The organism is Stenotrophomonas panacihumi (assembly GCF_001431645.1).
Taxonomy (GTDB): domain Bacteria; phylum Pseudomonadota; class Gammaproteobacteria; order Xanthomonadales; family Xanthomonadaceae; genus Stenotrophomonas_A; species Stenotrophomonas_A panacihumi.
Genome location: NZ_LLXU01000054.1, coordinates 1 through 19,490, shown reverse-complemented (window position 1 = coordinate 19,490; position 19,490 = coordinate 1). Strand labels below are relative to the sequence as shown.

Annotated in this window: 18 protein-coding genes; 7 read left to right on the top strand and 11 right to left on the bottom strand. The window is 67.8% G+C overall.

Annotated features, from left to right (window positions below; genetic code table 11):
* Positions 1–118 precede the first annotated feature (118 nt).
* Positions 119–2,953: a TonB-dependent receptor domain-containing protein gene (locus tag ARC20_RS03840; RefSeq protein WP_057644594.1), complete on the top strand. Its 2,835-nt coding sequence runs from the start codon at positions 119–121 to the stop codon at positions 2,951–2,953.
* A gap of 123 nt (positions 2,954–3,076) precedes the next feature.
* Here ARC20_RS03840 and ARC20_RS03835 read toward each other — a convergent pair whose 3' ends face one another.
* On the bottom strand, positions 3,077–3,694 hold the full coding sequence (locus ARC20_RS03835; RefSeq protein WP_057644592.1) for a TetR/AcrR family transcriptional regulator: 618 nt from the start codon (positions 3,692–3,694) through the stop codon (positions 3,077–3,079).
* Between the two features lie 139 nt (positions 3,695–3,833).
* On the opposite strand from ARC20_RS03835, the gene ARC20_RS03830 reads away from it, so the two are divergent.
* The 3 genes from ARC20_RS03830 to ARC20_RS03820 all read left to right on the top strand — a co-directional run bounded on the left by ARC20_RS03830 (position 3,834) and on the right by ARC20_RS03820 (position 7,772).
* Positions 3,834–4,766 carry an alpha/beta fold hydrolase gene (locus ARC20_RS03830; protein ID WP_057644588.1) on the top strand — a complete coding sequence of 311 codons (933 nt, stop codon included), beginning with the start codon at positions 3,834–3,836 and terminating at the stop codon, positions 4,764–4,766.
* Complete coding sequence (locus ARC20_RS03825) at positions 4,763–7,237, top strand: acyl-CoA dehydrogenase (RefSeq protein WP_057644585.1); 2,475 nt, start codon at positions 4,763–4,765, stop codon at positions 7,235–7,237. The genes ARC20_RS03830 and ARC20_RS03825 overlap by 4 nt, the downstream gene beginning before the upstream one ends.
* Positions 7,238–7,304: 67 nt before the next feature.
* Positions 7,305–7,772, top strand: a complete 468-nt coding sequence (locus ARC20_RS03820) for a hotdog fold domain-containing protein (RefSeq protein ID WP_057644582.1) — start codon at positions 7,305–7,307, stop codon at positions 7,770–7,772.
* A gap of 29 nt (positions 7,773–7,801) precedes the next feature.
* On the opposite strand, the gene ARC20_RS03815 is transcribed toward ARC20_RS03820, so the two are convergent.
* Together ARC20_RS03815 and ARC20_RS03810 are read right to left on the bottom strand one after the other, a co-directional pair.
* The gene (locus ARC20_RS03815) at positions 7,802–8,152 is read right to left on the bottom strand and encodes a DUF1304 domain-containing protein (protein WP_057644578.1); all 351 of its coding nucleotides are present in this window, start codon (positions 8,150–8,152) and stop codon (positions 7,802–7,804) included.
* Between the two features lie 76 nt (positions 8,153–8,228).
* Positions 8,229–9,602 (bottom strand): NTP/NDP exchange transporter, encoded by a 1,374-nt coding sequence (locus ARC20_RS03810; RefSeq protein WP_057644712.1) that lies wholly within the window; start codon positions 9,600–9,602, stop codon positions 8,229–8,231.
* Between the two features lie 182 nt (positions 9,603–9,784).
* Here ARC20_RS03810 and ARC20_RS03805 point away from each other — a divergent pair, with 182 nt between their 5' ends.
* Both ARC20_RS03805 and ARC20_RS03800 read left to right on the top strand, forming a co-directional pair.
* Positions 9,785–11,380, top strand: a complete 1,596-nt coding sequence (locus ARC20_RS03805) for a GMC family oxidoreductase (protein ID WP_057644574.1) — start codon at positions 9,785–9,787, stop codon at positions 11,378–11,380.
* A 368-nt stretch (positions 11,381–11,748) separates the two neighbouring features.
* Positions 11,749–13,131, top strand: a complete 1,383-nt coding sequence (locus ARC20_RS03800; RefSeq protein ID WP_057644571.1) for a serine hydrolase domain-containing protein — start codon at positions 11,749–11,751, stop codon at positions 13,129–13,131.
* 280 nt (positions 13,132–13,411) lie between these two features.
* On the opposite strand, the gene ARC20_RS03795 is transcribed toward ARC20_RS03800, so the two are convergent.
* Positions 13,412–13,858, bottom strand: a complete 447-nt coding sequence (locus ARC20_RS03795) for a hypothetical protein (protein WP_057644568.1) — start codon at positions 13,856–13,858, stop codon at positions 13,412–13,414.
* 402 nt (positions 13,859–14,260) lie between these two features.
* Between ARC20_RS03795 and ARC20_RS18165 the strand changes: the two genes are divergently transcribed.
* The gene (locus ARC20_RS18165) at positions 14,261–14,728 is read left to right on the top strand and encodes a hypothetical protein (protein ID WP_146165875.1); all 468 of its coding nucleotides are present in this window, start codon (positions 14,261–14,263) and stop codon (positions 14,726–14,728) included.
* On the opposite strand, the gene gcvH is transcribed toward ARC20_RS18165, so the two are convergent.
* The 7 genes from gcvH to mazG all read right to left on the bottom strand — a co-directional run bounded on the left by gcvH (position 14,722) and on the right by mazG (position 19,357).
* Complete coding sequence (gcvH, locus tag ARC20_RS03785) at positions 14,722–15,117, bottom strand: glycine cleavage system protein GcvH (RefSeq protein WP_057644561.1); 396 nt, start codon at positions 15,115–15,117, stop codon at positions 14,722–14,724. The two genes, ARC20_RS18165 and gcvH, sit on opposite strands and share 7 nt — an antisense overlap.
* A 94-nt stretch (positions 15,118–15,211) precedes the next feature.
* On the bottom strand, positions 15,212–16,321 hold the full coding sequence (gene gcvT / locus ARC20_RS03780) for a glycine cleavage system aminomethyltransferase GcvT (RefSeq protein WP_057644558.1): 1,110 nt from the start codon (positions 16,319–16,321) through the stop codon (positions 15,212–15,214).
* A gap of 79 nt (positions 16,322–16,400) precedes the next feature.
* Complete coding sequence (locus ARC20_RS03775) at positions 16,401–16,832, bottom strand: NfeD family protein (RefSeq protein WP_057644554.1); 432 nt, start codon at positions 16,830–16,832, stop codon at positions 16,401–16,403.
* 3 nt (positions 16,833–16,835) lie between these two features.
* The gene (locus ARC20_RS03770; protein ID WP_057644552.1) at positions 16,836–17,798 is read right to left on the bottom strand and encodes an SPFH domain-containing protein; all 963 of its coding nucleotides are present in this window, start codon (positions 17,796–17,798) and stop codon (positions 16,836–16,838) included.
* 52 nt (positions 17,799–17,850) lie between these two features.
* Positions 17,851–18,153, bottom strand: coding sequence for an Mpo1-like protein (locus tag ARC20_RS03765; RefSeq protein WP_057644549.1), 303 nt, complete (start codon positions 18,151–18,153; stop codon positions 17,851–17,853).
* Positions 18,154–18,206: 53 nt separating this feature from the next.
* Positions 18,207–18,530, bottom strand: a complete 324-nt coding sequence (locus tag ARC20_RS03760) for a YnfA family protein (RefSeq protein ID WP_057644545.1) — start codon at positions 18,528–18,530, stop codon at positions 18,207–18,209.
* Positions 18,527–19,357 (bottom strand): nucleoside triphosphate pyrophosphohydrolase, encoded by an 831-nt coding sequence (gene mazG / locus ARC20_RS03755; protein WP_057644543.1) that lies wholly within the window; start codon positions 19,355–19,357, stop codon positions 18,527–18,529. The genes ARC20_RS03760 and mazG overlap by 4 nt, the downstream gene beginning before the upstream one ends.
* Between the last annotated feature and the right edge of the window lie 133 nt (positions 19,358–19,490).

Here is a 19,490-nt window from a genome sequence, read left to right as displayed (position 1 = left end):
ATTCTCCGGAAAACGCGGCTACCATCGGGTCAAGCCTGTCGGTTTTGGGTTCGCTTTTTCGAAACCTCCGCTGGCCAAACCCTTGGCAAGACCAAGATCTCACTTGGAGAGAGAGCTAATGAATTGCAAGTCCAACACACTGCGTGATGCAGTTGTGCTCGCGCTCGCCGTCGGCGCCGGTGGCACTGCCACCGCCGCTTACGCGCAGGAGTCGAGCAACCCGACCAACCTGGATCGCATCGAAGTCACCGGTTCGCGCATTCGCGGCTCGGAGATGGAGACGCAGCAGCCGATCATCTCGCTGGACCGCCAGACCCTGGAAAAGCAGGGTTTCACCTCGGTCGCCGACGTGCTGCAGAACCTGACCTCGGCCGGCTCTCCGGCGATCTCGCGCGCTGATGCGCTGGCTTCCGGCGAAAACGTCGGCGGCTACTACATCGACATCCGCAACCTGGGCGCCCCGCGCACCCTGGTGCTGATCAACGGCAAGCGCGCCGGTGCCACCACCGGCGGTTACCAGGATCTGGGCCAGATTCCGTTCTCCTCGATCGAGCGCATCGACATCCTGAAGGACGGCGCTTCGTCGATCTACGGTTCGGACGCCATCGCCGGCGTGGTCAACATCATCACCCGCAAGCGCTTTGACGGCGCCGAGGCCGGTGCCTACTTCGGCCAGTTCAGCGAAGGCGACAGCGACACCGAGCAGTACTGGCTGACCATCGGCTCGCAGGGTGAGCGCGGCGGCGTCACCCTGTCCGCCGAGTACTACAAGCAAGATCCGGTGTTCGCGAAGGATCGTGACTTCTCGGCCTACGGCAACGCCGGTCCGGACTATCCGGGTTCGGGCTGGAGCCCGGTGAGCTACAACGGTTCGTGGTCCGGCCCGTGCGGCCCGGGCGGCGCGACCACCTGGTGCACCCTGAACCAGGGCGGCGATCCGACCAACGTCGCTGACTACCACCCGATCACCGCGGCCGAGTACGCCAACTCGAACCAGGAGATGTATCTCCAGACCGGTATCGAGCGCAAGTCGCTGTACGTCAACGCGAACTACGACCTGACCGACACGGTCGTGTTCAACGCCGACATGCTCTACAACGAGCGCCAGACCCACCAGCAGATCGCCGGCTACCCGTACCAGTCGGGTTCGTTCGGCACCCCGCTGGATGCCGACAGCGCCTTCAACCCGGTCGGCCGCGACGTGGCCTTCCGTCGCCGCCTGTGGGAGGTGCCGCGCACCACCGACAGCAGCCTGAAGACCCTGCGTTTCGCCCCGACCATCAGCGGCGCCTTCCAGATCGGCGACCACGCGTGGGATTGGGACGTCGGCGCGCTGTGGAACCGCAACGACACCACCAAGACCGGCCACGGCGATGCCAGCCTGATCGCCACCGAGCAGGCCCTGGGCCCGTCGTTCATCAACGGTGACGGCGTCGCGCAGTGCGGTACCGCCGCCAACCCGATCGACCTCGGCTCGTGCCGCCCGTGGAACCCGCTGCTGCCGTACGGCGTGGCTGGCCAGGGCTCGCTGTCCGATCCGGACCTGCAGAAGTTCCTGTTCCCGTACTACACCGACACCGGCCGCACCAAGACCACCAGCTACACCGCGAACCTCTCCGGTTCGATCGTGACGCTGCCGGCGGGTGACCTGGGCCTGGCCGTGGGCGTGGAGCACCGCGAGGAATCGGGCCGCTTCGTGCCGGACGCGTTCAACCAGTCGGGCCAGAGCACCGGCCTGGCCGCGACCACCACCGAAGGCAAGTACGAGCTGGATGAAATCTATCTCGAACTGAACGTGCCGATCCTGGCCGACATGGCGTTCGCCAAGGAACTGTCGCTCAACGTCGCGACCCGTTACTCGGATTACGACAACTTCGGCGACACCACCAACTCGAAGTTCGGCCTGGTGTGGCGTCCGATCGACGGCCTGCTGATCCGCGGCACCTACGCCGAGGGCTTCCGCGCGCCGACCATCGACAACCTGTACGGCGGCATCGGTTCCTCGTTCGAGTCGTACGTCGACCCGTGCGGCATCGGCGCCCCGAACAGCGTGAACGGCAATGCTGCCTGTAATGCCGCCGGCGTGCCGGCCGGTTACGTGCAGCTGGGCCAGGGCCTGGTGCCTTGCACGGCGTATCCGTGCCAGACCCCGGACCAGTTCATCAGCGGTTCGAACCCGAACCTGCTGCCGGAGAAGTCCAAGAGCAAGACCGCCGGTATCGTGTGGAGCCCGCAGTGGGTCGAGGGCCTGGACCTGTCGCTGGACTGGTACAGCTACAAGATCACCGACGCGATCATCTCCGACAGCGTGGACCGCATCCTGCGTGACTGCTACGTGCTGGGCAATGCTTCGCGCTGCGACGGCATCACCCGCGCCGCCGACGGCCACATCAGCGCCATGTTCTACGGCCTGGCCAACCTCGGCGAGCTGGAAACCGAAGGCTACGACTTCGGCGTGAAGTACCGCCTGCCGGAGTTCGGCATCGGCCAGTTCTCCATCGACTGGCAGACCAGCTACGTCAGCAAGTACGACGAAGCCGGCCAGGACTCGGACGGCAACGACATCATGATCGGCCGTGTCGGCGACGCGGGTTACTTCCGCGTGCGTTCGAACGTGGGCGTGGACTGGTCGCTGGGTGACTTCAGCGTCAACTACACCGCTCGCTACTACTCGGGCATGAAGGAATCGTGCGTCACGAACCGTCCTTGCACGGATCCTGACCACTACGCGAACGGCGAGCCGGATCCGGTGCGCTGGACGGGCTCCAACACCTTCCACGACCTGCAGGTCAGCTGGAAGGCTCCGTGGAACGCGACCATCGCCATCGGCGCCAACAACGTGTTCGACCACCAGGGTCCGATCATGTTCTCCTCGCCGAACAGCGACTTCGCCTACTACGGTGGCTTCGATTACAGCCGCTTCATCTACGCCAAGTACGTGCAGCGCTTCTGATCGATATCGACAGGACGTCGATAGGAGCGGCCCCCGAAAGGGGGCCGCTTTCTTTTTGCGCCATCGCCATCCACGAAAAAGGGCGCCTTTCGGCGCCCTTTCGCATCGAAGCCTTCGGCGGAATCAGGCCGAGGCCGGGATCAACGTGGCGATGACGTGTTCGACATACGCCTCGAAATCCTCGCGCGCCTGCTTGGGCTGCTGCAGCTGCAACGAAAGCTGCAGGAAGCCGACATAGGCCGCGTACGCCAGCCGCGCGCGATGCTGCGCGTCGGTGCGGCTCAGGCCGGCCTGGCGGAACGAGGCGACCAGGTATTCCATGCGCCGCTGCGACACGCGGTCGATCACCGGGCGCACCGCCGGGTGGTCGAGCGCCTTCAGCAGTTCGCTGTAGATGACGTGCGGCTTGACCTCGTGCGCCACCAGCTGGAACAGCGCGCGCAGTCGCACGCTCGGGTCGACGACGTCTTCCAGGCTGCCGAACACCTGCTCCTGCTCGAACAGTTCCCAGCGCTCCAGCGCCGCCTGCAGCAGTGCATCGCGCGAGGGGAAATGCCAGTAGAAGCTGCCCTTGGTCACGCCGAGCCGGCGGGCCAGCGGCTCCACCGCCACCGCGCCCACGCCCTGTTCGGCGATCAGGTCCAGCGCGGCCTGGGCCCAGTCTTCGGCACTCAGGCGGTTGTTGCGGCCACCGGCCGCACGGCCCGGGGCGTCGTTCTGCGATGCGTTATCGTCGGTCATCTCGTGATTTAACCATACGCCGCAGTCGGTTGCAGTATGCGAGGCCTCCGCGGGGTGCGGAAAGCCGCGCCCCGCCTGACTCTGCACCTCCATACCAACCAGTATTGACAGGGCCTCCGCCGCATCCATACCATTAGGTATGGTTAGCCACCTCCCTCCGCTGACACACGTTCCCGACGCGCTGCTCGCTGGCGCGGGCGATACCCGGCTGGCCGCCTCCCGCCTGGGCGACGGCCATCGTGGCAGCGTGGTGCTGGCGCATGGCTTCGGCCAGACGCGCAAGGCCTGGGACGACACCGCCCGCGTGCTCGCCGAATCCGGCTACGCCACGCTTTCCTATGATGCGCGCGGCCATGGCGAATCGAGCCGCAATCCCGCCACGCTGCCTTACGACGGCACCCAGTTCACCGACGACCTGATCGTCATCGCCGGCGAGATGTCGCCGCCGCCGGTGCTGGTGGCCGCCTCGATGGGCGGGCTGTTCGGCCTGCTGGCCGAATCGCGCTGGCCGGGCCTGTTCCGCGCGATGGTGCTGGTGGACATCACGCCGCGCTGGGAGACCGCCGGCGTCGAACGCATCCTGCGCTTCATGAGCGCCCATCCGGATGGCTTCGACTCCCTGCATGCCGCCGCCGACGCCATTGCCGACTACCTGCCGCACCGCCCGCGCAAGTCCGGCGACGGCCTGCGCAAGCTGCTGCGCGAGGACGCCGACGGCCGCTGGTACTGGCATTGGGATCCGCGCCTGATCGACGAACTCGCCGGCGGCGATGCCCACGAACAGCAGCAGGTGCTGCTGCACGCCGCCGCGCAGATCCGTTGCCCGGTGCTGCTGGTCAGCGGCGGGCGCAGCGACTTGGTGAGCCCGCAGACCGTGGCCGAATTCCTTTCGCTCGTGCCGCACGCCCAACACGTGCGGCTGCCGGAGGCCACCCACATGGTCGCCGGCGACGAAAACAGCGCATTTACCGCCGCTGTGTTGCACTATCTGGACGCCTTGCCGGCGCTCGCCCCACCGGCGTCCACCGACATCAAGCACGCTACCGAGTACGTTACTGGAGCAGGACCATGAGCATCGTCGCGCCTTTCCTTCTTGTATTGCTGGCGGCGGGCTTCGCCGCCTACCACCGCATGCGCCTGGCCGCCTGGGTGGCGATCAGCGCCACGCTGCTGGTCGCCGGCTGGCTGCTCGGCGCCAACGCCACCGCCACGATCGTGGCCGCGGTGCTGGTCGCCCTGGTCGCCGTGCCGGTGCTGCTGCCCTTCATCCGCAAGCCGCTGCTGACCGCGCCGCTGCTGAAGGTGTTCCGCAAGGTGTTGCCGCCGCTCTCGCAGACCGAGCGCATCGCGCTGGAAACCGGCTCGGTTGGTTTCGAAGGCGAGCTGTTCACCGGCGACCCGGATTGGCAGAAGCTGCTCAACTACCCGAAGCCGGAGCTGAGCGCCGAGGAGCAGGCCTTCCTCGACGGCCCGGTGGAAGAGCTGTGCAAGATGATCAACGACTGGGAAATCACCCATGTCCATGCCGACCTGCCGCCGGACATGTGGGACTTCATCAAGAAGAACCGCTTCTTCGGCATGATCATTCCCAAGCAGTTCGGCGGCCTGGGCTTCAGCGCGCTGGCGCACCACAAGGTGATCCAGAAGCTGGCCTCCGTCTCCAGCGTGGTCAGCTCCACCGTCGGCGTGCCGAACTCGCTCGGCCCGGGTGAGCTGCTGGTCCACTACGGCACCCAGGAACAGAAGGACCATTACCTGCCGCGCCTGGCCGCCGGCCAGGAAGTGCCGTGCTTCGGCCTGACCGGCCCGTTCGCCGGCTCCGACGCCACCTCCATCCCGGACTACGGCATCGTCTGCAAGGGCGAGTGGAATGGCGCCAACGTGCTCGGCGTCAAGCTCACCTTCGACAAGCGCTACATCACCCTGGCCCCGGTCGCCACGATCATCGGCCTGGCGTTCCGCATGTACGACCCGGAAGGCCTGATCGGCGACACCAAGGACATCGGCATCACCCTGGCGCTGCTGCCGCGCGAAACGCCCGGCGTGGAAATCGGCCGCCGCCACTTCCCGCTCAACTCGCCGTTCCAGAACGGCCCGATCCACGGCCACGAGGTGTTCATCCCGCTGAGCCAGCTGATCGGCGGCGTGGACATGGTCGGCAAGGGCTGGAACATGCTCAACGAGTGCCTGGCTGTGGGCCGCTCGATCACCCTGCCCTCCACCGCGTCGGGCGGCGCGAAGTTCGGCGCGGTGGTCACCGGTTCGTACGCGCGCATCCGCAAGCAGTTCGGCCTGTCGGTCGGCCGCTTCGAGGGCGTGGAAGAGGCGCTGGCGCGCATCGGCGGCAAGGCCTATGCGATCAGCGCGCTGTCGCAGGCCACCGCCGCGGCGGTGGATCGTGGCGACGTGCCGTCGGTGCCGTCGGCGATCGCCAAGTACCACTGCACCACGATGGGCCGCGAGGTCATCAGCGACGTGATGGACGTGGTGGGCGGCAAGGGCATCATCCTGGGGCCGCGCAACTTCGCCGGCCGCGCCTGGCAGGCCGCGCCGATCGGCATCACGGTCGAAGGCGCCAACATCATGACCCGCAGCCTGCTGATCTTCGGCCAGGGCGCGATCCTGTGCCATCCGTGGGTGCTGAAGGAAATGAAGGCCGCCCAGGACAGCGACACCGCGCGCGGCCTGGAAGAGTTCGACCAGAGCCTGTTCGGCCACATCCGCTTCGGCATCTCCAACGCGGTGCGTTCGTTCTGGTTCGGCCTGACCGGCGCCCGTTTCGGCAGCGCCCCGGGCGATGACTACACCCGCCGCTTCTTCCGCAAGCTGGACCGCTACTCGGCGAACCTGGCGCTGATGGCCGACGTCTCGATGATGATGTTGGGCGGCAAGCTCAAGTTCAAGGAATCGCTGTCCGGCCGCCTGGGCGACGTGCTGAGCCACATCTACATGACCAGCGCGATGCTCAAGCGCTACCACGACGAGGGCGCGCCGCAGGCCGACCAGCCGCTGCTGGCCTGGGCCTTCCACGACAGCGTGCACAAGATCGAGACCTCGCTGTCGGCCGCGCTGCGCAACTTCCCGATCCGTCCGGTCGGCTGGCTGATGTGGGCGCTGATCTTCCCGTTCGGCCGTCGCGCCGAAGCGCCGGGCGACCGCCTGTCGCGTCGCGTCGCCGCGCTGCTGATGGCGCCCAACGAGGCCCGCGACCGCCTGGGCAAGGGCGTGTTCCTGACCCCGTGCGAAAACAACCCGGGCGGCCGCATCGCCAGCTACCTGGCCAAGGCCGTGATGGCCGAGCCGGTGGAGCGCAAGTTCCTCAAGGCGCTCAAGACCAAGGGCATCGAGGCGCTGGAGTTCAGCGCGCAGCTCGACGAGGCCGTGGCCGAGGGCGTGCTCAACGCCGAAGAACGCAAGCTGCTGGAAGAGCTGCGCGAGATCACCATGGACACCATCACCGTGGACGATTTCGACACCCACGAGCTGCGTGCGGCGACGTACTACGAACAGCCCAAGGGCGGCCAGTCGCGCGAAGCGGCCTGAGCCTGACCAGTGGCACCCAGGACGGCGGGCTTCGGCCCGCCGTCTTCGTATCCGGAGGAAACATCCCATGACGTCCCTGCTGCGGCTGTACCAGCGCATCACCCGCTGGCCGTGCGGCCACTGGCTGTTCTCGCGCGCGATCTGCTTCAAGGCGCCCTATTTCGGCACGATTGCCCCGCGCATCACGCACCTGGCGCCGGGCGTGTGCGAGGCCCGCATCGCCGACCGCCGGCGCGTGCACAACCACATCGGCACCGTGCACGCGATCGCCCTGTGCAACCTGGCCGAGCTGGTGGGCGGGGTGATGGTCGATGCCAGCCTGCCGCCGACGATGCGCTGGATTCCCAAGGGCATGGCGGTGCAATACCAGCGCAAGGCGACCGGCACGATGCATGCGACCGCGACCCCGGCCATCGAACTGCGCGAGGCGGCCGAAGGCTACGGCCTGCCGGTGGACGTGGTGGTACGCAACGATGCGGGCGAGCAGGTGTTCCAGGCGCGCATCGAGATGTGGGTGTCGCCGCGGAAGGGCTGACACCCGTCAGTTCAAAACGGCGGCCTGCTTCAGCGCCCCAGCCAGAGCAGCACGAGCGCCACCGCCGCCGGCGCGGCCTGGATCCACAGGATGCGCCGGCTCACGCTCCACGCGCCATACAGCCCGGCCACGACCACGCAGCCGAGGAAGAACGCGAGCACGTCGGCGCGCGCGGCCACCACGCCCCACAGCAGGCCCGCGGCGAGGAAGCCGTTGTAGAGCCCCTGGTTGGCGGCCAGCACGCGGGTGGTCTGCGCCTTCTCCGGCGTGTTGCGAAACACCCTCAGCCCCAGCGGGCGGGTCCACAGGAACATCTCCAGCACCAGGAAGTACACGTGCAGGAGCGCCACCACGGTGGCGAGGATCTGGGCAAACAGCATCGTTACGGTCCTTCGTCGGTTTCGCCGGCGGCGATGCCGGCATCATCCCCGCGCCGGGTGGCGCGCGGCAAGCGGATCAGGAAGTGGCGGCGCGAGCGTCGGCAGGAACGCCGTCGCGGCGCTCCGCCGGCAACTTGTCGGCCTCGCGCAGCAGGCGCCACGCGCCAAAGGTCATGCCGCACGCGGCCAGCAGGCCGCCGCCGAACAGCACGTGCGGGCCGAACGCCGAGAGCAGCTTGTGCACCCAGGCGAAGGTCAGGTCGCCGCCACGATAGATCACCGTGTCGATCGCCGCGCCCGCCTTGTAGCGCCATTCGCGGTCCACCCGCGTGTAGATCGTCTCGCGCGCCGGCTTGGCCAGCGAGAATTCGCTGGCGCGGGTCACCACCTGCACTACCGCCACCATCATCGGCAGCGGTGACGCGGCCAGGATCGAGTAGCCGACGATGACCGCCACGCCGGGAATCAGCAGCGCCGGCGCGATGCCGTAGCGCGACAGCAGCAGGCGGGTGAGGAACACCTGCACCAGCAACGTGAGCGCGTTCACCGCCAGGTCGATGGTGGCGTAGTACGCGGTGCTCGACGCGGGGTCGGTGAACAGCCGGCGCACGATCGCCGCCTGCTCGTTGTACAGCAGCGTGCCGATGCCCACGCCGAACAGCACCATGATCGCCAGCCAGCGCAGCAGCGGCTCGCGCACGATGAGCTGCAGGCCGGCCAGCACGCTGCCGCCCATCGGCACCTCGCCACTGGCCAGCCGCTGCGCCTGCTCGCGCTTCACCGCCCACAGGCGCAGGCGCAGCAGGCAGACCATGCACACGCACAGGAAGCCGGCCGAGATCAGCATCAGGTGGGCGATGCCGATGCGCTCGACCAGCGTGCGGGTCAGGATCGGCCCCAGGAACGCGCCCAGCGTGCCGGCCGCGCCGATGTAGCCGTAGTACGCCTTGGCCTCGGCATTGCTGAAGACATCGGCCATGAAGCTCCAGAACACCGCCACCGCGAACAGGTTGAACACGGTGATCCACAGGAAGAAGGCCATGCCGCGCCCGGGCACGCCAGTGTCGAAGAGCACGTAGAACACCAGCAGGGTGACGATGAAGAACCCGTACACCACCGGCAGGAACACCCGTCGCGGGTAGCGGCTGACCAGCGCGCCATAGAGAGGCTGCAGCACCAGCATGATCAGGAACGTGCAGGTGAACAGCACCTGCAGGGTGAAATCCTTCAACGGCATGCCGTGGGCGCCGAAGAAATCGATCATCGCCCGCGGGAACACCGCTTCCACGTCGGCGGAGGCGCTCATCGCCTCGCGTACGGGCCGCAGCACGTAGTAGCCGCTGAGCAGGCAGAAGAAGTACACGAACGACCACCACAGCGCCGGCGAACCGCGCAGGGCATCGCGGAAGCGGCCGACGGCGCCGGGTGTCCGGGAGGAGGCCGCGCTCATGGGCACCGGCACGAGGACGTGCCCGGGTGGCGGAGGAACATGGTCTGGCTCCGGGGGGAGGTGAAAGCGCGCAAGTTAGCCCATGCCCCGCCGCGCCGCCAGTTCCGTGGGCATGACAGCGCGTTGCCGGCGCGCCGCCATCTGCCTATGCTCGGCGGACGCGAGTTCCGGGGAGGGAATGCGTGTACGACTACGTCATCGTGGGCGCCGGCTCCGCCGGTTGCGTGCTGGCCCACCGCCTCAGTGCCGACCCGCACTGCCGCGTGCTGCTCATCGAAGCCGGCCCGCGCGACTACCACCCTTTCATCCACATGCCCGCCGGCTTGGCGCGGCTGGTCAACCAGCGCGCGGTGAACTGGAACTACGACACCGAGCCGCAGGCCGCGCTCGACGGCCGCCGGCTGTGGTGGCCGCGCGGCAAGGTGCTGGGCGGCTCCAGCTCGATCAACGCCATGTGCTACACCCGCGGCGTGCCCGGCGACTACGACGACTGGGCGCGCGCCGGCGCCGAAGGCTGGAACTGGGCCAGCGTGCTGCCCTACTTCCGCCGCAGCGAACACAACGAGCACGGCGCCGACGCCTTGCATGGCGGCGAGGGCCCGCTGTACGTCAGCGACCTGCGCCACCGCAACCTGCTGTCCGAAGCCTTCGTCACCGCCGGCGTGCAGGCGGGCCTGCAGGCCAACCACGACTTCAATGGCCCCGAACAGGCCGGCGTGGGCTTCTACCAGGTCACCCAGAAGGACGGCGCGCGCTGTTCCTCCGCGGCCGCCTACCTGCGGCCGATCCGCGCACGCCGCAACCTGCGCGTGGTCACCGGCGTGCAGGTGCACCGCGTGCTGATCGAAGGCGGCCGCGCCACCGGCGTGTGCTACGCGCGCCGCGGCATCGCCACCACCGCCCGCGCCGCGCGCGAAGTGCTGCTCTGCGCCGGCGCGGTGAACTCCCCGCAGCTGCTGATGCTCTCCGGCCTCGGCCCGGCCGACCACCTGCGCGCGCACGGCATCGACGTGCACGCCGACCTGCCGGGCGTGGGCGGCAACCTGCAGGACCACCTGGACATCTGCACGCTCTTCCACACCGTGCCTGGCGTCAGCTACGACCGCAGCAACGAACTGGCGATCGCTTTCCACTACTTCCTGCGCGGCCACCAGGGCGCGGGCACAAGCAACATCGCCGAAGCCGGCGGCTTCCACCGCTCGCCGCTGGCGCGCGACGAGCGTCCGGACATCCAGCTGCACTTCGTCCCGGCGATGCTCGACAACCACGGCCGCCATCGCCTGCCGGGCGATGGCTACACCCTGCACGCCTGCTTCCTGCGCCCACGCAGCCGCGGCACGCTGCGTTTGCGCGACGCCAACCCGTTGAGCACTCCCTTGATCGACCCGGCCTACCTGAGCGACGCGGAGGGCTTCGACCTGCGGATGATGGTGGCGTGCGCGCGGCTCTCGCGAGACATCCTGGCGCAACCGGCCTTCGACGCCTGGCGTGGCGCCCCGATCTTCCCCGCGCGCGACGACCTGGACGACGCCGGCCTGATCGACTTCATCCGCGCCAAGGCCGAGACCATTTACCACCCGGTCGGCACCTGCCGCATGGGCGCACCGGACGACGACGACGCCGTGCTGGATCCGCACCTGCGCGTCAAAGGCGTGGACGCATTGCGCGTGATCGACGCCTCGGCGATGCCGACGTTGCCGGGCGGCAACACCAACGCCCCGGTGATCATGATGGCCGAGCGCGCCGCGGACCTGATCCTCGACGCAGCCGCCCCCTGACGCCCCCGCAGCGCAGTGCAACGCATCGCGCGTTGCACCGCGCGTTGCGCTCCGCGTTCCCGTCCCTCCAGATCCATGGGGTCGTCGGGGGCAGGCCCCTTTCGGGACCGTTGGCGACATGGATGTCGCCGACGAGCCTCCATGGATGGATTCACGGCGTGTCCCGAAAGGGGCCTGCCCCCGGCGGCCGCGCGGGGTAACGGAGAGGCCGAGACGCCAGCGCCCGCCAACCCGCCTGAATCTGCAACAGCCGTAGCAAAATTCCCTACAAGATCAACACCCTGCCCATTCATTTTGTTGCGGTTTGTGCTATCCGGAAAACCGGCGCTAGAATCCCTTCAAGCAGGTTCACAGGCGGCAAACAATCCATGAAAGACATGAGCAAGCGCCGGCGTCTTCGTCCGGTTGCATCGGGGTTGCTCGGGGTATTGATGCCCTTCGCGCTGTCTTCCACCGCCCAGACGCCGGCACCGGCGTCGCAGACGTTGCAGGCGTTCAATGTCGCCGCCGCGTCCACCCAACCCATGCCGTACCGCACTGCCCTCGGGCAGGAGCAGGTGCAGCCGTTGGCGCCGGGCTTCGATGCGGCCGCGTTTGAATCCATGGCCGAACAACTGACCTACGGCGAACGCGTTCCGGGCATGGCCCTGGCCATCGTCCAAGGCGGCCGCGTGCTCAGCGCGCGTGGCTTCGGCGTCACCGACGTCAACCATCCGCAACCGGTCGACGCGCACACCGTCTTCCGCCTGGCTTCGTTGTCCAAGGCCTTCGCCGGCACCATGGCCGGCCTGCTCGTCAATGATGGCACCCTGCGCTGGGACAGCAAGGTCGTCGACTACGTCCCCGGCTTCCAGCTCAGCGACCCGGTCGCCACGCGCCAGCTCACCATCGCCGATGTACTGAGCCACCGCGTCGGCCTCACCCGCAACGCCTACGACCGCGACGTCGAATCCAACGACGACTACTACACCCTCAGCCACAAGCTCGCCTACGCCCCGCTGCGCTGCGCGCCGGGTGCCTGCTATGCGTACCAGAACGTCGCCTTCAGCCTGGTCGGCGATGTCGTCTTTGCCGCCTCGGGCAACTTCTACGAGCAGTCGGTCGAGAAGCGCATCTTCAAGCCGCTCGGCATGAACGACGCGAGCATGGGCCTGGCCGGCATCCAGGCCAGCCCGAGCTGGGCGCGTCCGCACGTGCGCAGCCGCAACGGCTGGGTCGCGCTGACGCCCAAGCCGACGTACTACCGCCTCGCCCCGGCCGCCGGCGTCAACGCCAGCGCCACCGACATGGCGCAGTGGCTGCTCGGCCAGACCGGCCATCGCCCCGACGTGCTGCCCGCCCCGCTGCTGGCCACGCTGCATGCCCCGCTGATTTCCACTCCGGGCGAAATGCGTTCGGGCTGGCGCCACGAGCGCGTCAACTCGGCCGGCTACGCACTGGGCTGGCGCGTGTTCGACTACGCCGGCCACCAGGTCGTCTTCCATGCCGGCGCCGTGCAGGGCTATCGCGGCCTGGTCGCGCTGGTACCGGAACGCGACCTCGGCATCGCCATCCTGTGGAACGGCGAAAGCGGCCTGCCCTCCGGCCTGCTGCCGACCATCCTCGACCGCGCGATGGGCCTGCCCGCGCAGCGCTGGCTCGACATCGACGTGGACAGCGACTTCGGCGGCGACAACATCCTGGCCGAACGCCCGGAAGCGGCGCCCAAGCGTGGCGTCTCCACCGGCAAGGCCAACGCCTCGCCGCGCTGATCCACCTCACTCCGGAAACACGAAAGGGCGGCCACGAGCCGCCCTTTTCTTTTTTTGACTTTGGGCAAACCTCCAGATGCATCTGGAGGACAGCCCCCTTCTGTTAAGGGGGCGCGGCGACAGCCGCGGGGATAGGCAAGGCAGGAGTCGGGGCCCGAAGTTTGCAAAGCAAACTTTGGGTAGTGAAACCTGCGCAGCAGGTTCTCACCCCCCATAAAAAACTCCCTTCCCGCTGGGCACCGGGAAGGGAGTTGATGTACGGCTTATCGGGACGGATGAATCAGATCAGCGGTGCCGGGGTAGCCGGCAGGGCGACCGGAGCGGCCTTCTTCTTGCGAGCGGCCGGCTTCTTCTTGGCGACCTTCTTCGCAGCCTTCTTCGGGGCCTTCTTGGCAGCCTTCTTGGCGGTCTTCTTCACCGCCTTCTTGGCGACCTTCTTGGCGGCCGACTTCTTGGCAACCTTCTTGACGGCCTTCTTGGCAGTCTTCTTCACTGCCTTCTTGGCGGTCTTCTTGACGGCCTTCTTGGCGACCTTCTTGGCAGCGGTCTTCTTGGCGGCCTTCTTCGCGGTCTTCTTCACCGCCTTCTTGGCGACCTTCTTCACCGCCTTCTTCGCGGCGGCCTTCTTGGCGACCTTCTTAACGGTCTTCTTGGCAGCAGCCTTCTTCGCAGTCTTCTTCACCGCCTTCTTGGCGGCCGGTTTCTTCGCAGCTTTCTTAGTGGCCATGTGATGGCTCCTCGTCAGTGAACTATGGAGTTGAGTGCCCAGTGAAACCAAAGTCCGCGGCGGGACTCCGCCCGCGGATACCGCCTGGCCGTCGGATCGACGCGGCGGATACAGAAACACCCGCGCCGAACGCCGACACGGGTGCATGTTGGAAGGACGTTGCGGTTTTCGCGGAGGGAAGCAGACCCATATCCACCTTCTTAGGTACCGGGGTGGACGCGAGGTTCTTGCTTGTCACCGTGATGTCGATTCGGCTCACTCTTCTGTGGCAGCAACGTCTGCTTGGGGCGAAACCTAATCACGGTTTTTTTTACTGTCAACACTCCCGCGAAATTTTTTTTCGACCGGGCGCCGGCGCGCCGGCTTCCCGATGCGCCGATCCAACGCCCCGGGAAGGCACGCATGCGCACGCCCGAAGCACGCGTTGCCACTACGCGGAAAAAAAAAGCGCTTCTTTTCAGCTGTATTTCTTCAACGCATTGCAATGCGGGCGAAACCGCCACGCCCGCGCACGCGTGCGCGCCAGCCGCCTGTCTCGTGCCCAACCGCGCGCTCCCGACGGCTGAAAATTTTTTTCGCCAAGGCCGCTTTCGCGGCATCGCATCGGGCGAAATGCGCAAACTTTTCCGCCCCGGCGAACGCCGCGACGACCGCCGCGACGACCGCGTCGATGGTCGCGCGACGCGCGCGCCAACGCCCGGCATGCATCGCGGCGCACGTCCGACGAATCCGTCGCGCCGCGTCCATCGCACCGGCAGCCGGCGCGCGCGCCGACCCGCCGCGCGCGCCTGGCGCCGGATCGCGCGCAAAGAAAAACGGCCGCTTTCGCGGCCGTTTTTCGCGCTGCCCGCTGTCGTGAAGGATCAGTGAGCGTCGTCGTCCAGCAGTTCGGCGTAGTCGTCCGGGGAGAGCAGCTCGTTGAGCTGTTCCGGCTCGCTGGCTTCGACCACGAAGATCCAGCCGTCGCCGTAGGCGTCCTCGTTGATGGTCTCCGGCTTGTCGGAAAGCGCCGAGTTGACCTCGACCACCTTGCCGCTGACCGGGCTGTAGACGTCCGACGCCGCCTTGACCGACTCGACCACCGCCGCGCCGTTGCCGGCCTGGACGGTGTCGCCGACGTTCGGCAGCTCGACGTAGACCAGGTCGCCCAGCAGGCCCTGCGCATGGTCGGAGATGCCGACGGTGACGCGGCCATTGCCTTCGACGCGGGCCCACTCGTGGGACTTGAGGAACTTGAGGTCGCCTGGGATCTCGCTCATGGGAAAGCTCCGGGAAAACGGGGTACGGGGATGGGTGGGTAGTTTAACCAACCGGCGGCGGATGCATCACCCACCGCCGGTGGAAGGGCATGACTCAGCCGAGCACGCCGGCCTGGGCCTGGCCTTCGCGCACGAACGGGAACTTGACCACGCGCACCGGCACTTCCTTGCCGCGGATGTCCACGCGCACCTCGCCCGGTTCGCCGGCCGGCACGCGCGCGAAGGCGATCGCCTTGCCCAGCGTCGGCGAGAACGTGCCGGAGAGGATCTCGCCCTCGCCCTGCGCGGTGAGCACCTTCTGCCCGTGGCGCAGCACGCCCTTCTCGTCCATCACCAGGCCGACCATCTGGCGCGGCGCGCCACCGGCCTGCTGCGCTTCGAGCACGCCGCGGCCGATGAAGTCACGGCCTTCGTCCAGCGCCACCGTCCAGGCCAGCGCGGCTTCGAACGGCGTCACCGCATCGTCCATGTCCTGGCCGTAGAGGTTCATGCCCGCCTCCAGGCGCAGCGTGTCGCGCGCGCCGAGGCCCGCCGGCTTGACGCCGACTTCCAGCAGCGCGTTCCAGAACCCGACCGCCTCGCCTTCCGGCAGCACGATCTCGAAACCGTCCTCGCCGGTGTAGCCGGTGCGCGCCACGAACAGCGGCACGCCGCCGGTGGAGGTGGCATGCAGCGCGGCGAAGCGGCCGAGCTTGCGCGCGGCGGCCTGGTCGCCGGCGGCCAGCAGCGAGATGACCTTCTCGCGCGCGGTCGGGCCCTGCACGGCGATCATCGCGAAATCCGGGCGCTCTTCCACGCGCACGTCGAAGCGGCCGGCCTGCTCGCTGATCCACGCCAGGTCCTTCTCGCGGGTGGCGGCATTGACGACCAGGCGGAAGAAATCCTCGGCCTGGTAGTAGACGATCAGGTCGTCGATCACCCCGCCCTGCGGATTCAGCATGCAGGTGTACAGCGCCTTGCCCGGCACCTTGAGCTTGTCGACCGAGTTGGCCAGCAGGTGGCGCAGGAACTCGCGCACGCGCGCGCCGTGCAGGTCGACCACGGTCATGTGGCTGACGTCGAACATGCCGGCGTCGCGGCGCACCAGGTGGTGTTCGTCCAGCTGCGAGCCGTAGTGGATGGGCATGTCCCAGCCCCCGAAGTCCACCATCTTGGCGCCCAGGGCGCGGTGGCTGGCGTTGAGGATGGTCTGCTTCAGGCTCATGGCGTCGGTTCCGAGGGAAAGACGCCCATTATCGCCCGCCAGGGGGCGGGCGATCACGGAGCAGTGCAGCGCGCCGTGCTCAGGCGGCCTGCACCTTCAGGGTCATGCCGTCCACGGCGACCACGCGCACCTCGGTGCCGACCGGCAGGTCCGGGCCTGCGACCACCCAGAACGCGTCGTCGATCTTGACCCGCCCACGGCCGCCGACGATGGCCTGCTCCACGCGCACCACCCGGCCGACGAGTTGTTCGGCGCGGCGGTTGAGCAGCGGCTGGTCGCTCTGGCGCTCGCCGCGGCGGAACCAGGTGCGGTAGGCCTGCACCGAGACGAAGCTCAGCACCACGAAGGCCACCACCTGTACCAGCAGCGGGATGCCCGGCACGACCCAGACCGCCACGAACAGCGCCGTGGCGGCGAAGCCCATCCACAGCATGAACGCGCCCGGCGCCAATGCCTCGGCCGCGAACAGCAGCAGCGCCACCGCCGCCCAGACGACGACTTCGGTGCGCATGGCTCAGCCTCCGAAGCGTGGCGGCTGCGGGCCGCGCGGCGGCGGCGCGGCGCGGTCGCTCAGCGCTTCCTTGGCCAGGTCGGCGATGCCGGCGATCGAGCCAATGATGCCGGACGACTCCATCGGCATCAGCACGAACTTCTGGTTCGGCGCGGTGGCCAGTTCCTTGAACGCCTCCACGTACTTCTGCGCGATGAAGTAGTTGATCGCCTGCACGTTGCCGCTGGCGATGGCGTCGGACACCATCTGCGTCGCCTTGGCTTCGGCCTCGGCCAGGCGCTCGCGCGCCTCCGCGTCGCGGAAGGCGGCTTCCTTGCGGCCTTCGGCCTCCAGCACGGCGGCCTGCTTCTCTCCGTCGGCGCGCAGGATTTCCGACTGGCGCGAACCTTCGGCCTCCAGGATCTGCGCGCGCTTCTCGCGCTCGGCTTTCATCTGGCGGGCCATCGCGTCGACCAGGTCGCGCGGCGGCTGGATGTCGCGGATCTCGATGCGGGTGACCTTGATGCCCCACGGGTTGGTGGCATGGTCGACCACGCTGAGCAGCTGCGCGTTGATGGTCTCGCGCTGGCTCAGCGATTCGTCCAGGTCCATCGAACCGATCACGGTGCGGATGTTGGTCTGCACCAGGGCAATCGTGGCCAGCTCCAGGTTGGCGACCTCGTAGGCGGCCTTGGCCGCGTCCAGCACCTGGAAGAACACCACGCCATCCACCGCGACCACGGCGTTGTCCTTGGTGATGACATCCTGGCGCGGCACGTCGAGCACCTGCTCCATCATGTTCACCTTGCGGCCGACGCCGTAGACGATCGGGATCAGCACGTGCAGGCCGGGGTCCAGCGTATGGGTGTACTTGCCGAAGCGCTCCACCGTCCACTCGTAGCCCTGCGGCACCATGCGCACGGCCTTGAACAGCACGATGGCGCAGACGACGAGCAGCACCATCACCAGGAAACCTGTCGTGAACATCTCCTTCCCTCCTAACTCGTTCCGTGAAGGCCGAGTATGCCCCACGCCCGGGTCAGAACGGGATGCGACCGAGCAGGATGTCGCGGAACATCACCCAGTCGCCGGCGAACGAATAGAACGGGTGGCGAAAAGTGGCGGGACGATTCTTTTCGAAGAAGAAATGCCCCACCCAGGCGAAGCCGTAGCCGCAGAACAGCGCCGCCAGCAGCCAGAGCGGCCGTGCGCTGACCAGCGCCACGCCGAGCAGCAGCAGCACGCCGCAGCTGCCCACAAAGTGCAGCCGCCGCGAAGTGCGGTTGGCATGCTCGCCCAGATAGAAAGGATAGAACTCGCGGAAACTGGCAAAGCGGCGCATGGGCCCTCCCTCCGGGCGTGGCGACCGCGACAGCATACGCCGGCGTGTGGCGATCAGGCGGCGCGCGGCGAGAACATGATGACCGCCATGCCGCACAGGCACAGGGCGACGCCGAGCAGGTCCCAACGCGTGGGCGCGACCTTGTCCACCTGCCACAGCCACAGCAAAGCGACGGCGACATAGACGCCACCGTAAGCGGCATACACGCGGCCGGACGCGGTGGGATGCAGGGTGAGCAGCCAGACGAACACGGCCAGGCTCACGGCGGCGGGCAGCAGCAGCCAGGCGCTGCCGTCGCGGCGCAGCCACAGCCACGGCAGGTAGCAGCCGACGATTTCGGCCAGCGCGGTGAGGACGAACAGCAGCAGGGTTTTCATGGTTCGGCGTGTTCGCGCGCCTTGACCTGGTCCCAGAGGGCGTCCTGTTCGGTGAGCGAGAGGGCGTCCAGCGTGGTGCCGGCGTCGCGCGCGAGGGCTTCCATGGCGCGGAAGCGGCGTTCGAACTTGTGGTTGGCGCCTCGCAGGGCGGCACCGACGTCCACCTTGGCGTGCCGGGCGAGGTTGGCGCAGACGAACAGCACGTCGCCGATTTCCTCCTGCAGGCGGTCGTGGCGCGCGTCGATGTCGCCATGGGCGAATTCTTCGCGGACTTCGTCGATCTCTTCGTGCAGCTTGGCGAGCACGGGGGCCGGGTTGGGCCAGTCGAAGCCGATGCGGGCGGCGCGCGATTGCAGTTTCACCGCGCGCTGCCATTCGGGCAGGCCGCGGGCAATGCCGGCCAGGGCGGAGTCGTCCTGTTCGCCCGCCGCCTGGCGTTCGGCGCGCTTGATGGCTTCCCAGTTGGCGGTGACTTCACCGGCGCCGTCCACGGCGGTGTCGCCGAAGACGTGCGGGTGGCGGCGGACGAGTTTGTCGCTGATGGCTTCGACGACGTCATCGAAAGCGAAGGCGCCTTGTTCCTTGGCCATCTGGGCGTGGAAGACGACCTGCAGCAGGAGGTCGCCGAGTTCATCCTTCAGGGCCGGGAGGTCGTGGCGGTCGATGGCGTCGGCGACTTCGTAGGCTTCTTCGATGGTGTACGGGGCGATGCTGGCGAAGTCCTGCTCAAGATCCCACGGGCAGCCGTGTTCGCGGTCGCGCAGCCTGGCCATGATGCGCAGCAGGTCTTCGATGCTGCGCGGCGCTGAGGGGTTGGCCAGGGTCATGGGGCTTGCTCGTACGGGGGAACTCCATGATGCACGAAGCGCCATTTCCTTGGATGTGGCCTGGCGCGTCCTGGTTCGGCTCGCATGGGGTGTCGCGCGGCAGCCGGGGGCGGGCCCTTTCCGGGACACGCCG

Bases quoted from the DNA above. Each gene is read 5' to 3' on its own strand.
- ARC20_RS03840 (WP_057644594.1), top strand. From the start codon at position 119: ATGAATTGCAAGTCCAACACACTGCGTGATGCAGTTGTGCTCGCGCTC.
- ARC20_RS03835 (WP_057644592.1), bottom strand. From the start codon at position 3,694: ATGACCGACGATAACGCATCGCAGAACGACGCCCCGGGCCGTGCGGCC.
- ARC20_RS03830 (WP_057644588.1), top strand. From the start codon at position 3,834: ATGGTTAGCCACCTCCCTCCGCTGACACACGTTCCCGACGCGCTGCTC.
- ARC20_RS03825 (WP_057644585.1), top strand. From the start codon at position 4,763: ATGAGCATCGTCGCGCCTTTCCTTCTTGTATTGCTGGCGGCGGGCTTC.
- ARC20_RS03820 (WP_057644582.1), top strand. From the start codon at position 7,305: ATGACGTCCCTGCTGCGGCTGTACCAGCGCATCACCCGCTGGCCGTGC.
- ARC20_RS03815 (WP_057644578.1), bottom strand. From the start codon at position 8,152: ATGCTGTTTGCCCAGATCCTCGCCACCGTGGTGGCGCTCCTGCACGTG.
- ARC20_RS03810 (WP_057644712.1), bottom strand. From the start codon at position 9,602: ATGAGCGCGGCCTCCTCCCGGACACCCGGCGCCGTCGGCCGCTTCCGC.
- ARC20_RS03800 (WP_057644571.1), top strand. From the start codon at position 11,749: ATGAAAGACATGAGCAAGCGCCGGCGTCTTCGTCCGGTTGCATCGGGG.
- ARC20_RS03795 (WP_057644568.1), bottom strand. From the start codon at position 13,858: ATGGCCACTAAGAAAGCTGCGAAGAAACCGGCCGCCAAGAAGGCGGTG.
- ARC20_RS18165 (WP_146165875.1), top strand. From the start codon at position 14,261: ATGCGCACGCCCGAAGCACGCGTTGCCACTACGCGGAAAAAAAAAGCG.
- gcvH (WP_057644561.1), bottom strand. From the start codon at position 15,117: ATGAGCGAGATCCCAGGCGACCTCAAGTTCCTCAAGTCCCACGAGTGG.
- gcvT (WP_057644558.1), bottom strand. From the start codon at position 16,321: ATGAGCCTGAAGCAGACCATCCTCAACGCCAGCCACCGCGCCCTGGGC.
- ARC20_RS03775 (WP_057644554.1), bottom strand. From the start codon at position 16,832: ATGCGCACCGAAGTCGTCGTCTGGGCGGCGGTGGCGCTGCTGCTGTTC.
- ARC20_RS03770 (WP_057644552.1), bottom strand. From the start codon at position 17,798: ATGTTCACGACAGGTTTCCTGGTGATGGTGCTGCTCGTCGTCTGCGCC.
- ARC20_RS03765 (WP_057644549.1), bottom strand. From the start codon at position 18,153: ATGCGCCGCTTTGCCAGTTTCCGCGAGTTCTATCCTTTCTATCTGGGC.
- ARC20_RS03760 (WP_057644545.1), bottom strand. From the start codon at position 18,530: ATGAAAACCCTGCTGCTGTTCGTCCTCACCGCGCTGGCCGAAATCGTC.
- mazG (WP_057644543.1), bottom strand. From the start codon at position 19,357: ATGACCCTGGCCAACCCCTCAGCGCCGCGCAGCATCGAAGACCTGCTG.